Source organism: Caulobacter sp. 602-1 (genome assembly GCF_003931565.1).
Classification (GTDB): Bacteria; Pseudomonadota; Alphaproteobacteria; order Caulobacterales; family Caulobacteraceae; genus Caulobacter.
In genome coordinates this window covers 108,109-121,977 of record NZ_RRYI01000006.1, presented here as the reverse complement: position 1 = coordinate 121,977, position 13,869 = coordinate 108,109, and the positions used below count along the sequence as shown (strand labels likewise).

Annotated in this window: 14 protein-coding genes and 1 tRNA gene; 7 read left to right on the top strand and 8 right to left on the bottom strand. The window is 68.8% G+C overall.

The window, feature by feature from the left end; genetic code table 11:
• Window positions 1-41: 41 nt before the first annotated feature.
• The 6 genes from EIK80_RS17985 to EIK80_RS17960 all read right to left on the bottom strand — a co-directional run bounded on the left by EIK80_RS17985 (window position 42) and on the right by EIK80_RS17960 (window position 4,736).
• Entirely contained in the window at window positions 42-248 is a 207-nt protein-coding gene (locus EIK80_RS17985) for a hypothetical protein (RefSeq protein WP_125158395.1), read from the bottom strand.
• A 212-nt stretch (window positions 249-460) separates the two neighbouring features.
• Window positions 461-1,273, bottom strand: coding sequence for an MBL fold metallo-hydrolase (locus tag EIK80_RS17980; RefSeq protein ID WP_125158394.1), 813 nt, complete (start codon window positions 1,271-1,273; stop codon window positions 461-463).
• The gene (locus EIK80_RS17975; RefSeq protein ID WP_125158393.1) at window positions 1,270-2,058 is read right to left on the bottom strand and encodes a TatD family hydrolase; all 789 of its coding nucleotides are present in this window, start codon (window positions 2,056-2,058) and stop codon (window positions 1,270-1,272) included. Before EIK80_RS17975 ends, EIK80_RS17980 begins: the two co-directional genes overlap by 4 nt.
• Window positions 2,055-3,059: a DNA polymerase III subunit delta' gene (locus EIK80_RS17970; protein WP_125158392.1), complete on the bottom strand. Its 1,005-nt coding sequence runs from the start codon at window positions 3,057-3,059 to the stop codon at window positions 2,055-2,057. The genes EIK80_RS17975 and EIK80_RS17970 overlap by 4 nt, the downstream gene beginning before the upstream one ends.
• The gene (gene tmk / locus EIK80_RS17965; RefSeq protein ID WP_125158391.1) at window positions 3,059-3,685 is read right to left on the bottom strand and encodes a dTMP kinase; all 627 of its coding nucleotides are present in this window, start codon (window positions 3,683-3,685) and stop codon (window positions 3,059-3,061) included. Before tmk ends, EIK80_RS17970 begins: the two co-directional genes overlap by 1 nt.
• A gap of 55 nt (window positions 3,686-3,740) precedes the next feature.
• The gene (locus EIK80_RS17960; protein ID WP_125158390.1) at window positions 3,741-4,736 is read right to left on the bottom strand and encodes a septal ring lytic transglycosylase RlpA family protein; all 996 of its coding nucleotides are present in this window, start codon (window positions 4,734-4,736) and stop codon (window positions 3,741-3,743) included.
• A 106-nt stretch (window positions 4,737-4,842) separates the two neighbouring features.
• Between EIK80_RS17960 and EIK80_RS17955 the strand changes: the two genes are divergently transcribed.
• From EIK80_RS17955 to EIK80_RS17940, 4 genes are all read left to right on the top strand, one after another.
• A tRNA-Ser gene (locus EIK80_RS17955) sits at window positions 4,843-4,932 on the top strand.
• Between the two features lie 37 nt (window positions 4,933-4,969).
• Window positions 4,970-5,878, top strand: a complete 909-nt coding sequence (locus EIK80_RS17950) for a class I SAM-dependent methyltransferase (RefSeq protein ID WP_125158389.1) — start codon at window positions 4,970-4,972, stop codon at window positions 5,876-5,878.
• The gene (locus tag EIK80_RS17945; RefSeq protein WP_125158388.1) at window positions 5,875-6,612 is read left to right on the top strand and encodes a pseudouridine synthase; all 738 of its coding nucleotides are present in this window, start codon (window positions 5,875-5,877) and stop codon (window positions 6,610-6,612) included. Before EIK80_RS17950 ends, EIK80_RS17945 begins: the two co-directional genes overlap by 4 nt.
• Entirely contained in the window at window positions 6,605-6,838 is a 234-nt protein-coding gene (locus EIK80_RS17940) for a sulfurtransferase TusA family protein (protein WP_125158387.1), read from the top strand. Before EIK80_RS17945 ends, EIK80_RS17940 begins: the two co-directional genes overlap by 8 nt.
• Here EIK80_RS17940 and EIK80_RS17935 read toward each other — a convergent pair.
• Both EIK80_RS17935 and EIK80_RS17930 read right to left on the bottom strand, forming a co-directional pair.
• Window positions 6,807-7,772 carry a YihY/virulence factor BrkB family protein gene (locus EIK80_RS17935; protein ID WP_370450242.1) on the bottom strand — a complete coding sequence of 322 codons (966 nt, stop codon included), beginning with the start codon at window positions 7,770-7,772 and terminating at the stop codon, window positions 6,807-6,809. The two genes, EIK80_RS17940 and EIK80_RS17935, sit on opposite strands and share 32 nt — an antisense overlap.
• Window positions 7,773-7,946: 174 nt before the next feature.
• Window positions 7,947-9,089, bottom strand: coding sequence for a CaiB/BaiF CoA-transferase family protein (locus EIK80_RS17930; protein WP_125158385.1), 1,143 nt, complete (start codon window positions 9,087-9,089; stop codon window positions 7,947-7,949).
• 205 nt (window positions 9,090-9,294) lie between these two features.
• On the opposite strand from EIK80_RS17930, the gene EIK80_RS17925 reads away from it, so the two are divergent.
• The 3 genes from EIK80_RS17925 (at window position 9,295) to EIK80_RS17915 (ending at window position 13,834) form a co-directional block, all read left to right on the top strand.
• On the top strand, window positions 9,295-10,620 hold the full coding sequence (locus EIK80_RS17925; protein WP_125158384.1) for a diguanylate cyclase domain-containing protein: 1,326 nt from the start codon (window positions 9,295-9,297) through the stop codon (window positions 10,618-10,620).
• A gap of 80 nt (window positions 10,621-10,700) precedes the next feature.
• Window positions 10,701-11,360, top strand: a complete 660-nt coding sequence (locus EIK80_RS17920) for a DsbA family oxidoreductase (protein WP_370450238.1) — start codon at window positions 10,701-10,703, stop codon at window positions 11,358-11,360.
• 209 nt (window positions 11,361-11,569) lie between these two features.
• Entirely contained in the window at window positions 11,570-13,834 is a 2,265-nt protein-coding gene (locus EIK80_RS17915) for a DEAD/DEAH box helicase (RefSeq protein ID WP_125158595.1), read from the top strand.
• Window positions 13,835-13,869 lie beyond the last annotated feature (35 nt).

The window sequence follows — 13,869 nt, the reverse complement described above, 5'->3', positions numbered from 1 at the left end:
CCGCGTGGAGACGACCCAACGGATCGGCCGCGCGGTCGCGTCTAGGCCGCCACCCGGGCGTCAAGCAGGGCCAGCTTGGCCAGGATGCGGTCGAGGGTCGAGCGTTTCACCGGCTTACCATCTCGCAGCTTCGTCCAGGTGGTTTCGCTGATGGCGTAGCAGTCGAACAGATGCTCGCGCGTTACAGCAGGCAGGCGCGAGCGGAGGCGCTGGAAGACTTCTCGGGAGATGGTGACGGTTTCAGCCATGGGAGGTCGGGTCAATGACGCACGGGAGGATGTCTCTACCGCGTCCCTATGACGGTGTTGTTGGACCAGCTTATTTCAGCCTCGTTACGTGAAGCCAAGTTTTCGCCAAATTCGGCAAAAGTTGCGTAAGAACGAGCGCTTCGTCGCCTAAAACGCGACCGGCGCCTTGAAGCGACCTGGATTGAGCGCTGCGCGACCTTCGGAAAAAGCGCCTAGAGCGTGAACCGAAGGCCGTCATAGCCAGCCTCGACGCCCGGCGGCAGGCAAGCGGTCAAGGCGTTGTAGTCGAGATCGATGTGCAGGTTGGTCAGGATGGCCCGCTTCGGCCTGACCTTGGCGATCCATTCCAGGGCCAGTTCGACGTGGGCGTGGGTCGGATGCGGCGTCCAGCGCAGAGCGTCGACGATCCAGACGTCGAGATCGGCCAGGTCCGCCCAGCTTCCGTCGGGAATGGCGCGCACGTCCGGGGTGTAGGCCACGCCGCCGAAGCGATAGCCGACCGCGCGGATCTCGCCGTGGTCGACGTCGAAGGTGTGGACGGGGATCGAGCCGCTGGGGCCGTCGATCTGGAAGTCCTCGCCCAGCGGCGGGATCAGGCGCGGCTCCAGGATGGCCGGATAGCCGCCGCGCGTCTTGAAGATGTACTCGAACCGCGTCAGCAGGCCGTCGTGCGTGGCCTGATCCACCCAGGTCGGGATGCGGACCCGCTGATTGAGGAAGAACGGCCGCAGGTCGTCGATGCCGTGGGCCTGGTCGGCGTGATCGTGCGTGAACAGCGCCGCGTCGACCCGCTTCACCCCGGCCTTTGCGGCCTGCAGCCGCAGGTCCGGCGAGGTGTCGACAACGACCGTGGTCTCATGGAGCGCCCCGCCCTCGTCCTCGCCCTTCCTCCGCACCAGCAGCGAGCAACGCGAGCGGTGGTTCCTGGGCTCGGCCGGATCGCAATCGCCCCAGTTGCCGTCGGCGCGCGGAACGCCGCCGGACGAGCCGGAGCCCAGGATGGTGAACTCCAGCGGACCGGTCATGGACGGGGAATCCGGTCGAACAGGTTGAAGAAGGCGTCTTCCGTGCGGGCTTCCGTGTCGGCCCGGCTCCAGCCGCGGATTTCGGCCAGCTTGTCGTAGATATGCGGCAGATAGGCCGGCTCGTTACGACGCCCGCGCATCGGCACGGGGGCCAGATAGGGGCAGTCGGTCTCGACGATGATCCGGTCGGCGGGCATGTCGCGGATCACCTCGCGCACATCCTCGGCCGCCTTGAAGGTGGCGATGCCCGACACCGAGAACCACGCGCCCAGGGCCATGGCGCGAGCCGCCAGCGCCGGACCGCTGGTGTAGCAGTGCATCAGGATCTTGAATGGCCCGGCCGCGTGCTCCTCCTCGAGGATCTGACCCATGACGTCATCGGCCTCGCGAGTGTGGACCACCAGCGGCAAACCGCTCTCGCGGGCGGCGATGCAGTGCTGACGGAACACCTGCGCCTGCACGTCGCGCGGCGACAGGTCATAGTGGAAATCCAGGCCGCATTCGCCAATGCCGATGACGCGCGGACGTTGGGCCAGTTCGACCAGGCGCGCCGCGGTCAGCGCGGGGTCTTCCTTGGCCTCGTGCGGGTGCGTGCCGACCGTGCACCAGATATCCGGCTCGGCCATGGCGATGGCGTGTACGGCCTCAAAGGACGAGACCTTGTCGCAGATGGTGACCATCAGGGCGACGCCGGCCTCGCGGGCGCGAGCGATGACGGCGTCCTTGTCCTCGGCGAACTGGGGCGCGTGCAGATTCACGTGGCTGTCGATGAGCATGCCGCTCAAATCGCCGTCTTGGCCGCCGCGCGCAAGTCCGAGATGACGCTCCAGAACACATCGGCGCGGTCGAGGTTCACGGCCTCGGCCTCGCCCGGCGCATTGGACAGCCGTTCCCAAGCGGTCGCCCACCGGTCCAGACCTGGCGAGTTCTTGCCGTCGGCCGCGACCTGGGTGGCGAAGATCCGCACCTGGTCGGCCATGCGCTCCATGAGAAGCTCGAACCGCGCCGCGCCCTCGGCGCCGCGAAAGGTGTCGGTCAGGGCCAAGAGCGCGCCCTCGTCCAGCTTCGGCAGGCCACGCAGGATCTCGTTGGCCGCGTCGTCCATCTCGATGGCCTTGGCGGCGGCCAATTGCAGCGCCTTGCCCGGCGCGCCATGGGCCATGCGGGCCAGCCGCTCGGCGTCGCGCCCCGAAACGTCGGCCATGCGTTCGACCATCTCGGCGGCGGCCCGTACGCCCGGCGCGGGCACGGCCAAGCGGCGGCAGCGCGAACGAATGGTCGGCAGGAGCTTGCCGGGCGCGTGGCTGATCAGCAGGATCACCCCGCGCGGCGGCGGCTCCTCCAGCGTCTTCAGCACCGCATTGGCGGCGTTGACGTTGAGGTCGTCGGCCGCGTCGATGATCGCCACCCGATAGGGCGACACCGCCGGGGTCGTTGAGAAGAACTCCGGCAACTGGCGGGCCTCGTCGACCGGAATCGACTTGCGGGCCTTGCCGTCGTCGGTCAATCGCTCCAGCACCATCAGGTCCGGATGCGAGCGGGCGGCGACCTGGCGGCTGACCACGTCGGAGGGCGCCGCGCCCAGCAGACCGTGGCTCGGATCGGGCCGCGCACCCAGCAGGCGCCGCGCCATGCGGTAGGCCAGGGTCGCCTTGCCCACGCCTTCCGGGCCGGTCAGCAGCCAGGCATGGTGCAGTCGGCCGCGATCCAGGGCGTCGAGAAACGCGGCCTCGGCGGCGGACTGGCCCTCCAGGTCATAGACATCGCGCGGGTGGGCCGGAGACATCAGAGCGCCAGCCTTTGGGCCACGGCCTCGCTGATCGCGGCGGTCACCGCGTCCAGTTCGGCGTCGGCGTCGATGACGACGCAGCGCTCGGGTTCGCGGCGGGCGATCTCCAGATAGCCGGCGCGCAGACGCTGGTGGAAGTCCAGGCCCTTGGACTCGAACCGCGCTGCCCCGCCCCGCGCCTCGGCCCGGCTCAAGCCGACCTCGGCCGGCAGATCCAGGATCAGGGTCAGGGTCGGGATCGTGCCGTTGAGGACGTGATCCTCCAGCGCCGCGATCAGGCTGGCCGGCGCGTCGCCGCCCGCGCCCTGATAGGCCCGCGTGGAATCGGCGAAGCGGTCGCACAGAACGACCTTGCCCTGCGCCAGAGCCGGACGGATCACCCGCTCCAGATGGTCACGGCGCGAGGCGTACATCAGGAGGGTCTCGGTGACCGGCGACCAGCGGTCGGCCGCGCCGTTGACCAGCAGATCGCGGATGGCCTCGGCGCCCGGGCTGCCGCCCGGTTCGCGGGTGACGATGACGTCATGGCCGGCCGCGCTCAGGCGCTCGGCCAGGCGGCGGATCTGGGTGGACTTGCCCGCCCCCTCCCCGCCTTCGAAACTGATGAAAGAACCCTGGGTCACCCGGCCTCATTCGACCGGTTTCCGAGGCTTGTCCAGAGGCGCTTACGCCCCCTTGTTACGGACGAAGGACCGTGGCGCCCTGATAGCCCAGCGACTCGACCCGCTGGCGCAGGCTCCAGGCCTCCCCCTCGTCAGGGCCGGCCGAAACCGTGACGCGATAGAGCGTGCCGCTGGCCCGCTCGATCGCGTCGATCTGGGCCTGGCCGGCGCCCGAAAGCTGGCGCACGGCCCTCTCGGCGTTCTCGCGGCTGGAGAACGAGCCGGCCTGGACCCGGAAGCCGGACTTGGCGGCCAAGGCATAGGCCCGGTCGGGCGGGTTGATCTGCGGCGCGGATTGCTGGACCGGCGCGCTCCAGTCCGGATCCGGCTGGCGCGACGGAATGACCTGCACGCGCTGGGGCGGTTCCTTGATGTCCTCGAAGCTACGTTCGCGCGGCGGCGGCGCGGTCTGCGTCACGGCGTACCGGCGCGGGCCTTCGAAAGCGTTCTTCGGCGCCGGGCCGACATACTTCACCCGCACGCGGGCGACGCCCTGGCGATAGTAGCCTAGTTGCTGGGCGGCGGCTTTCGACAGGTCGATGACGCGATCGCCAACGAACGGCCCACGGTCGTTGACCCGCACGATCATCTTCTTGCCGTTGTCGAGGTTGGTCACCTCGACCAGGCTGGGCAGCGGCAAGGTCTTATGGGCGGCCGACGGGGTATCCATGTCGAACATTTCGCCGTTGGCGGTGCGACGGTTATGGAACTGCTCGCCGTACCAAGAGCCGACACCGACGACGTTGTAGTCCTTGTCCTGGCGCGGATAGTACCAGACGCCATTGATCTGATAGGGTTTTTCGGTGCCGCGCAGCGGCTTGCCGTCGCGGCCGACCGTCGAGCCCGCGCGCGGCGACGAACCGCGTGTGGTCTCGTTGCGGGCGCTGGCCGTGTAGCCGGACTTGCCGACGTCGTATTTGGGCGTGGCGCAGGCGGCCAGACTCGCGGCCGCCAGGGCCATGAGGCCGAGGTTGCGCGCAATCCGCCAAACCTGATCGATACGCTGGTTCATCCGATGGTCGTCCAGACGGGCCCACACCCCTTCCGAGCTCACATCGTCGCCCGTTTGTTTTGAAGTCTGGTTAAGGCGCGGACACGCTGATATAGCCGCCTGCTCCGGGCAGGTGGCCGAGTGGTTTAAGGCAGCGGTCTTGAAAACCGCCGTAGGTGAAAGTCTACCGTGGGTTCGAATCCCACCCTGCCCGCCAGAACTCTTGGCGACCGGAAAACCCTTTCAGGACAAGCATGTCGGCTTCGATTACCGCGATCTATGGCCAGGCCGATCATGACCTGGCGCCGTCCGCGGCCGACGCCGTGCAGTTGTCGCCGCTGATCGCCGGGTCGCGGGACGTCGCCTCGGTTCCCGACGAATCCTTTACCGCCGTGACCGTCCGCGCGCCCGCCGGCGCCGTGGAGCGACGATTTGTCCTCGCCCAGGCGTTGCGCATCCTGGCGCCGGGCGGGCGCATGACCGCCTTCGCGCCCAAGGATCGGGGCGGCCTGCGCTTGAAGAAGGAGCTGGAGGCCCTGGGCTGCGAGGTCGGCGAGAGCGCCCGCCGCCACAATCGCATCTGCCTCGTGGTCCGCCCCGCCGCGCCCAAGGCGCTGGACGAGGCCATCGCCGCCGGCGCGCCGCGCCAGATCGCCGAGAACGGCCTGTGGACCCAGCCTGGCGTGTTCAGCTGGGATCGCCTGGACGCCGGCACCAACGCCCTGCTCCAGGTTCTGCCGCCGTTCGCCGGAGTCGGGTCCGATTTCGGCGCCGGCATCGGCTTGCTGGCGCTCAACGTCCTGGCTTCGCCGAAGGTCACCAAGCTGACGCTGGTCGAGCTGGACCGCCGAGCCTTGGACCTGGCTCGCCGCAACGTCGCCGATCCGCGCGCCGACTTCGTCTGGGGCGATGTCCGCCAGACTGAATTGAAGGATCTCGACTTCATCGTCAGCAATCCGCCGTTCCACGAGGGTGGCGGCGAGGACAAGACCCTGGGCCAGGCCTTCATCGCTTCGGCCGCCGCCGCCCTGCGCAAGGGCGGCGTGCTGTGGATGGTAGCCAACCGCCACCTGCCCTACGAGGCGATCCTGGGCGAGAGCTTCGCCAAGGTCGGCCTGGTCGCCGAGGGCGGCGGCTACAAGGTCTTCGAGGCCCGTAAATGACGAAAGCGCTGATGGCCCGGCTGGACCGGCTGTTGGCCAATCTCGGCTACGGCAGCCGCAAGGACGTCCAGGCCCTGGTCGCCAGCGGCAAGGTCGCCCTGGACGGCAAGATCCTGAAGGACTCCGGCGCTCGCATCGCCGTCGACGCCGCGCTGCCCGAGCGCATGACCATTCGCGGCGCTGCGGTCGATCCGCCGGCGCCGCTGGTGCTGCTGATGCACAAGCCGCTGGGCGTCACCTGTTCGCACAAGGAAGACGGCGAGAAGATCTACGACCTGCTGCCGCGCCGCTGGCGGCTGCGCGATCCCGGCCTGTCGACGGTCGGCCGCCTGGACAAGGACACCAGCGGCCTGATCCTGATCACCGACGACGGTGACTTCCTGCATCGGGTGATCTCGCCCAAGCGACATGTGCCGAAGACCTACCTGACCACGCTCGACCGCGCGCTGAAGGGCTCGGAGGGCGAGGTCTTCGCCGCCGGAACGCTAATGCTCGAGGGCGAGGAGAAGCCGCTACTGCCGGCCCAGTTGGACGTCGTGGACGGCAAGACCGCGCGCCTGACCATTACCGAGGGCCGCTATCACCAGGTCCGCCGGATGTTCGCCGCCGTCGGCAACCACGTGGTCACGCTGCATCGCGAGCGGATCGGCGGCCTGACCCTGCCCGCTGACCTGGAGCCTGGCCGATATCGCATCCTGCCAGCCAACGAAGCCGAGGCGGTCTTCGATGTCTGAGCCGATCCTGGTCGACGCGCGCGGCCACCACTGCCCGGTGCCAACCCTGAAGCTGCGCAAGGCTCACGAGGCCGCTTCGGCCGGCGCGGAACTCATCCTTCTGGCCACCGATCCGATGGCCCGGATCGACGTTCCGCATTTCGCGGGTCAGATCGGCGCGAGCGTGCTGGAGATCGCCGACCAGGAGGGCGGAGTCATCCGTTTTCGTATTCGGAAGGCGCCTTGAGCGGAATCGCTCTGGGTCCCTCCAGCAGGGCGCGGGGACGTTCGTCCAAGGCGATCTCGACCTCCGTGGCCAGGGCGCCGCCGAAGAAGATGGCGTTCACGCTCCACGACAGCCAGATCAGGAAGATGATGACGGCCGAGATCGAGCCGTAGGTCGCGCCCAGATGGACGACCTTCTCGACATAGAACGCGCTGGCCCAGGACATGAACACGCACAGGGCCGCCGCCGCGACGCCGCCCGAGATCGAGGCGCGCCAGCCGACCGGCTCGCGCGACATGGCGTAGCGATAGACCAGGCTCATCCCGACCACGATGCCGAAGCTGGCCCAGGTCCATTCCGACTGGATCCACGAGACCCCGGCCAGCGGCTTCAGGTCCAGGGCCGCGCTCAGCAGGCGCAGGGTCAGGAACACCCCCGACATGAAGAACAGCAGGCCGAAGGCGGCCATCAGCACCAGCAGCGCCATCAGGTTGAAGCCGAGGAAGCCGCGCTGATCCTCCTCGTCGTGGATGAACGACAGGCCCGCCAGCAAGGCCTTGAAGCCACGATGGGCGGCGTAGGCGCCGACGATCAGCACGACGCCGCTCTGGAGCGAGATGGTTTGGCCGGGGGCGTGGGCCAGGCGCGAAAGCTCGTCCTGGAACATCGAGCGGGCGCCGGAGGGAATCAGTTCTGCAAGCTTGGTCGCCTGCCGCGCGGCGCTCTCGGGCGTCAGGAAGAAGCTGTAGAGGCCGATCAGAATCGCCAGGCCCGGGAACACGGCCAGCAGCGCGAAAAACGAGACGCCGCCGACGTAAAGCATGACGTCGCGGCCCCACAGGCGCGACAGGGCCAGGCCCAGCACGCGGAGGATTTCACGAACCCAATGGATCGGATCAAGCTGAAGGTCGCGCCAACGAATGTGGTGCTGCGAATCTTGCATCCGGCGGACCATGGCGATGCGGGCCTCCAGAGTCAAAGACGCGCCGCCTTGGGGAAGGCGACGCGTCTCCGCAGGAAGTACCTGTGAACCGACCGCCGCATCGAGGGACGGATTGCGCGACGGCCGGTCTACGCACGCAACTTGCCCCCTCGCGCCTGAACCGCACCTGAACGCGATCAGCAGGTTTCAGAGTGCTCCGGCCGTCTTCAGCCCGGCGATGGCGTCGGCCGAGAACCCCCAGTCGGCCAGGGCCTCGTCATTGTGAGCGCCGATCTTCGGCGGCGGTCCCTGGATGACGCCGGGCGTAGCCGAGAAGCGCGGCGCCGGCGCGGGCTGAACGACGCCCGCGACCTCGACGAAGGTCTCACGCGCGGCGTTGTGGGCGTGCTTGGGCGCCTCGTCCATGGTCAGGACCGGCGCGAAGCAGACATCGGTGGCGTCCATGATCGCGCACCAGTCGTCACGGGACTTGGTCTTGATCACCGCCGCCAGTTTCTCGCGGAGCTGCGGCCACTCTTCGCGGCTCATCTGGTGCTGGAATTGCGGATCGGTGATCCCGGTCTTTTCCAGCAGAAGGAGATAGAATTGCGGTTCGATCGAGCCGATCGAGATCCACTTGCCGTCGGCGCATTCGTAGGTGTCATAGAAGTGCGCGCCGCCATCCAGCAGATTGGTCCGCCGGCCCTCGTTCCACATGCCGCCGGCCTTGAAGCCGTAGAACATGGCCATCAGCGAGGCGGCCCCGTCGCTCATTGCGCAGTCGATCACCTGGCCCCGCCCCGTGGCGCGCGCGTGAATCACCCCGGCCAGCAGGCCGAAGGCCAGGTAGAGCGCCCCGCCCCCGAAGTCCCCGACCAGATTCAGCGGCGGCACGGGCTTGTCGCTCGTGCCGATCGCGGCCAGGGCCCCGGTGATGGCGATGTAGTTCATGTCATGGCCTGCGGCCTTGGCGTAGGGGCCCGTCTGCCCCCAGCCGGTCATGCGGCCGTAGACAAGCTTGGGATTGCGAGCCAGCGCCACGTCCGGACCCAGGCCCAGCCGCTCCATGACTCCGGGGCGGAAACCCTCGATCAGGCCGTCGGCCTGATCCAGCAGCTTCAGGCAGGTCTCGATCGCCTCGGGATGCTTGAGGTCCAGCGCTACCGAGCGACGCCCCCGCGCCGTGACGTCGGCCGGCGAGCCGCGCCCCCCTCCTTCTTGTCTTGGGCCCTTGCGGTCGATCCGCACGACGTCCGCGCCGAGGTCCGACAGCAGCATGCCGCAGAACGGCCCCGGACCGATGCCGGCGAACTCGACGATCTTCAGTCCCGAAAGCGGCCCCTGGCCCATGATTAAGTCTCCCTTCCGGCGTTCTTCGGACGACCGGTCTTGCTCACTAGAACGGCCCTGACGTTCGGTCAGGCAAGCCCCGATAGGATTAGCTCCGAACTGCGGCGTTCCGTACCTTTGACCGCGCAAAGCCTCTGCTATGTTGCGGCGTCGAATCTCAAGGGCCGTTGTGGGCGGTCGCGCGGGATTTCGGGCGGAGGTTGGTTTGGCGGTTGACGCCCGGATCCTGATCGTGGCGCGCGACGATGTTCGCGCCGGACCGCTGGCCGAAGGGCTGGACCGGCTGGGCTGGCGCACCATCACCGCCCGCGGCCCCTACGCCGCCCTCGCCGCCCTGGGCGACCTGCCGATCGAGGCGGTCATCGTCGACCTGGCCAGCGCCGGTCCCGAGACCCAGACCCTGGCCCGCCGACTGAAGGCCGCCGTGGCCCCGCGCCGCCTGCCGGTCATCGCAATCGGCGACCCGGACGGCGACTATCGGAACCAGGCGTTCGATCTGACCCTCTCGCCGCCGCTGCACCCGTCCCAGGCCGCCCTGCGCCTGGAGAGCCTGGTGCGCACCGCCATCGCCGAGGAAGAGTTCGAACTGCGCCTGGAGACCTTCGGCGAGCGCGGACGACGCCTCGATCTCCCCGAACCACCGGACACGCCTGTGCGCATCCTGGCGGTCGGCGAGCCGGCGCCGCAGTTCCTGGCCCTGTCCAACGCCCTGCAGGCCAGCGGCGCCGAAGTGGTCGGCGCCTTCACCGCCTATACGGCTTTCGACTACCTGCACGAGCGAGCCTTCGACTCCGTGGTCCTGTGGGCCGGCGACAGCCAGCAGGAAGCCCTGTCGATCGCGGCGGGCATGCGCCGCAACACCCGCCTCTTCCACATTCCGGCCCTGCTGTACCTGAAGGCCGAGAGCTATGTGACCATGTCGGAGGCGTTCCATCGCGGCGTCTCCGACGTGGCTTCACCCGAGACGCCCGAGGTCGAGACGGCCTTGCGCGTCATGGAACTGGCCCGCAGCTACCGGCGCGGCGAATCCATCCGCGGCGCCCTGGAAAAGGCCCGGAGCTCGGGCTTGATGGACGCCGCCACCGGCCTCTTCACCCGCGACCTGTTCGCCGCTCACCTGGCGCGTCTGGCCAAGGCCGCGACCGAGCGCGCCCGGCCGCTGTCGATCTGCGTGCTGCGCGTCGCCGACAAGCCCGAGACCGTCTGGGCCCGTCAGAACGGCTGGCTGGACCGCGCCATCCCGCAGATCGGCTCGATGATCGGCCGCCTGGTCCGCGTCGAGGACACCTCGGCGCGCCTCTCGACCGAAGTCTTCGCCCTGGCCCTGCCCGCGACCAATCTCAACGCCGCCAAGGCCGCCGCCGAGCGGATCGCCGCCGTGATCGGCTGCACCGCGTTCGACGCCGGCGAGGACCGCGCGCCGTTCGTCTGCGAGTTCGATATCGGTGTGGCCGAGGTCCAGCGCGGCGAGGGCGCCGTCCGGGCCCTGGAGCGCGCCGCCGCCAGCGCCCTGCGCCGCGACGCCAGCTGAACCACGCGCTTGGGCGCCGTAACGGCAGCGCCTATATGGAACCTGTCCTGTAGCGGACATCAGTTCCGGAGGAGTACGCCGTGGCCCAGCAGCCCCAGACCGCCCCGATAATTATCGACGTCGTCGCCGACGTGGTCTGCCCCTGGTGTTATCTCGGCTGGCGACGGCTGAAGTCGGCCCTGGCCCTGCGCCCCGATGTCGAGGCCAAGCTGATCTGGCGGCCATACCAACTTGACCCGACGCTTCCCGAGGAAGGCGTCGACCGCAAGCAATACATGGCCAGCAAGTTCAAGGACCCCGACAAGCTGAAGGCCGTCCACGCGGCCTTGGTCGAGGGCGGCGCCGAGGAAGGCATTCGCTTCGACTTCGAGGCCATCGAATTCGCGCCAAACACCAACGCCGCTCATCGCCTGATCCGCTGGGCCCTGACGGCCGGCGCGCAGGACGAAGTCGTCGAGGCGCTGTTCAAGGCCTATTTCACCGACGGCCTGGATATCGGCGACCCGATGGTGCTGGGCGATATCGCCGAAGCCGCGGGCATGGAGCGGATGGTCGTGCTGCAGCTGCTGTCGGAGGGCGCCGACAAGGAGGCCGTGGCTCGCGAACACGCCATGGCCGTGCAGGGCGGCGTCACGGGCGTACCGTTCGCCATCTTCGCCGGCAAGGTCGCTGTGGTCGGCGCCGAGACCCCGGAGCGGATCGCCGAAGCGATCGACCAGGCTTTGGCGACGGTGAACTGAAGCCAATTCTCCATCGCGCTTGCTTTTAGCGCCGCAGCAAGCGCATAAGACTGCTCGTGGGCCCCCTTCCATCGCGGAGGGGGCTATTTTCGTTGGAATTCGACCAAGAAGCGGTCCGAGGGAAGCGTTACAGGCTTCAGGGGCCCGATTTGGTCATTGGCGCGAGCCGCGCGTTTTTGTGTGCGCGGCCGCAAATGAACTGGACCCATATGCCCTTCCCTGCCTCCCACCCCGCTCTTGAGCGGGCTCTCGCCGCTCAAGGCTACCTCGAACCCACCCCCGTCCAGGCCGCCGTGCTGGAAGCCGACGCCGAGGGCCGCGACCTGCTGGTCAGCGCCCAGACCGGCTCGGGCAAGACCGTGGCCTTCGGCCTGGCCGCCGCCCCCACCCTGCTGGGCGACGAAGAGATCTTCGGCCGCGCCGGCGCCCCGCTGGCCCTGGTCATCGCCCCGACCCGCGAGCTTGCCATCCAGGTCAATCGCGAGCTGACCTGGCTCTACGCCCAGGCCATGGCCGTGGTGGTCAACTGCGTCGGCGGCATGGACGCTCGCCGCGAGCAGCGCGCCCTGAACTACGGCGCCCACATCGTCGTCGGCACCCCGGGCCGCCTGCGCGATCACATCGAGCGCGGTCACCTGGACCTGTCGGAGCTGAAGGTCGCCGTTCTCGACGAAGCCGACGAGATGCTCGACATGGGCTTCCGCGAGGACCTTGAGTTCATCCTCGACGCCGCCCCGGCCGAACGCCGCACCCTGCTGTTCTCGGCCACCCTGGCGCGCGACATCGTGCAGTTGGCCAAGAGCTACCAGAACGACGCGATCCGCATCGACACCATCGGCCGCAACGAGCCGCACCGCGACATCGAATACCGCGCCGTCCGCGTCGCGCCCAACGAGGTCGAGCACGCGGTCGTCAACCTGCTGCGCTATTTCGAAAGCCCCGGCGCCCTGGTGTTCGCCAACACCCGTGAAAGCGTTCGCTCGCTGCACTCCAAGCTGCGCGAGCGCGGCTTCGACGTCGTCGGCCTCTCGGGCGAGCTCTCCCAGCGCGAACGCGCCGACGCCCTGCAAGCCCTGCGGGATGGCCACGCGCGCGTCTGCGTCGCCACCGACGTCGCCGCGCGTGGTCTCGACCTGCCGGATCTGGGCCTGGTCATCCACGCCGAGCTGCCGGTCAACAAGGCCACCCTGCTGCACCGTTCGGGCCGCACGGGCCGGGCCGGCAAGAAGGGCGTCTCGGCCCTGGTCGTGCCCTACACGCGGCGCCGCAAGGCCGAACAGCTATTGATGGCCGCCGGCGTCGAAGGCCAGTGGGGCGGCGCCCCGACCGCCGACGAGATCCGCGTCAAGGACACCGAGCGCCTGCTGGACGATCCGATCTTCTCTGAGCCCGCCAACGAGGACGACGCCAGCCTGGTCGCGGCCATGCTGGAAAAGCGCACGCCGGAAGAGCTGGCCGCCGCCCTGATCCGCGCCCGCCGCGCCAAGCTGCCGGCCCCGGAAGAGATCTATGACGACCCGCGCCACGGCGCCGATCCGGGTCCGCGCGGTCGCGAGCCGCGTGAATTCGGCGGTGAGCGCGATTTTGGCGACCGCCCCGAGCGTGAGCCGCGCGTCAGCATGGACGGTTCGGAGTGGTTCCGTCTCAACACCGGCCGCCGCAACAACGCCGACCCCAAGTGGCTGATCCCGCTGATCTGCCGCCTGGGCCACATCACCAAGAAGGACATCGGCGCGATCCGGATCTTCGACTACGACACCAAGTTCGAGATCTCGGCCGAAGCGGCCGTGAAGTTCGGCGCGGCGGTCCAGCAGACGGTGCGCGAGGACGTCTCGATCACCCCGACCACGGCCCCGGCCGCCCGCGAGGCCGGTCCGCGTCGCGAATATGCGCCGCGTCCGCCGCGCGGCGATAACGAAGGCCCGCGTGAGTACAAGCCGCGCCCGCCTCGTGACGACGCGCCGCGTTCGCCGCGCGCCAACGCCCCGGGCTCGCGCGATCACACCCCGCGTCCGTCCAGCTACGGCGACGATGGCGTCAGCAACGCCAAGCCCTATGGCCGTGGCGAAGAGCCGAAGGGCGACTACAAGCCTCGTGAGTTCAAGCCCCGCGCCCCGCGTGGCGATGACGCCCCGCGCGACTTCAAACCACGCGCGCCGCGTGAAGAAGCGCCGCGTCCGTACTCGCCGCAGGATTCCGACAGCCCCAAGCGCGCCTACAAGCCGCGCGCCGAAGCCGGCGCCGACGCGCCGCGCGAGTTCAAGCCCCGCGCCCCGCGCGCGGACGGCGACGGTCCGAAGAAGCCCTTCAAGAAGAGCTTCGCGGACAACGCCGCTGGCCCGAAGCCCTATTCCAAGCCCTATGCCGGCAAGCGCGACGACGCGGGCCCGGGCAAGCCGTTCAAGGGCCCCAAGCCTTTCAAGGCCAAGAGCTTCGACGGCAAGCCGGCCGGTAAGCCGTTCAAGAAGAAGTAGTCAGACGAATATCCTCCCCCTCACGGGGGAGGATT

What these genes read in the sequence shown, in the direction of transcription:
- EIK80_RS17985 (WP_125158395.1), bottom strand. Translation starts at nt 248, where the DNA reads ATGGCTGAAACCGTCACCATCTCCCGAGAAGTCTTCCAGCGCCTCCGC.
- EIK80_RS17980 (WP_125158394.1), bottom strand. Translation starts at nt 1,273, where the DNA reads ATGACCGGTCCGCTGGAGTTCACCATCCTGGGCTCCGGCTCGTCCGGC.
- EIK80_RS17970 (WP_125158392.1), bottom strand. Translation starts at nt 3,059, where the DNA reads ATGTCTCCGGCCCACCCGCGCGATGTCTATGACCTGGAGGGCCAGTCC.
- EIK80_RS17960 (WP_125158390.1), bottom strand. Translation starts at nt 4,736, where the DNA reads ATGAACCAGCGTATCGATCAGGTTTGGCGGATTGCGCGCAACCTCGGC.
- EIK80_RS17950 (WP_125158389.1), top strand. Translation starts at nt 4,970, where the DNA reads ATGTCGGCTTCGATTACCGCGATCTATGGCCAGGCCGATCATGACCTG.
- EIK80_RS17945 (WP_125158388.1), top strand. Translation starts at nt 5,875, where the DNA reads ATGACGAAAGCGCTGATGGCCCGGCTGGACCGGCTGTTGGCCAATCTC.
- EIK80_RS17940 (WP_125158387.1), top strand. Translation starts at nt 6,605, where the DNA reads ATGTCTGAGCCGATCCTGGTCGACGCGCGCGGCCACCACTGCCCGGTG.
- EIK80_RS17935 (WP_370450242.1), bottom strand. Translation starts at nt 7,772, where the DNA reads ATGGTCCGCCGGATGCAAGATTCGCAGCACCACATTCGTTGGCGCGAC.
- EIK80_RS17930 (WP_125158385.1), bottom strand. Translation starts at nt 9,089, where the DNA reads ATGGGCCAGGGGCCGCTTTCGGGACTGAAGATCGTCGAGTTCGCCGGC.
- EIK80_RS17915 (WP_125158595.1), top strand. Translation starts at nt 11,570, where the DNA reads ATGCCCTTCCCTGCCTCCCACCCCGCTCTTGAGCGGGCTCTCGCCGCT.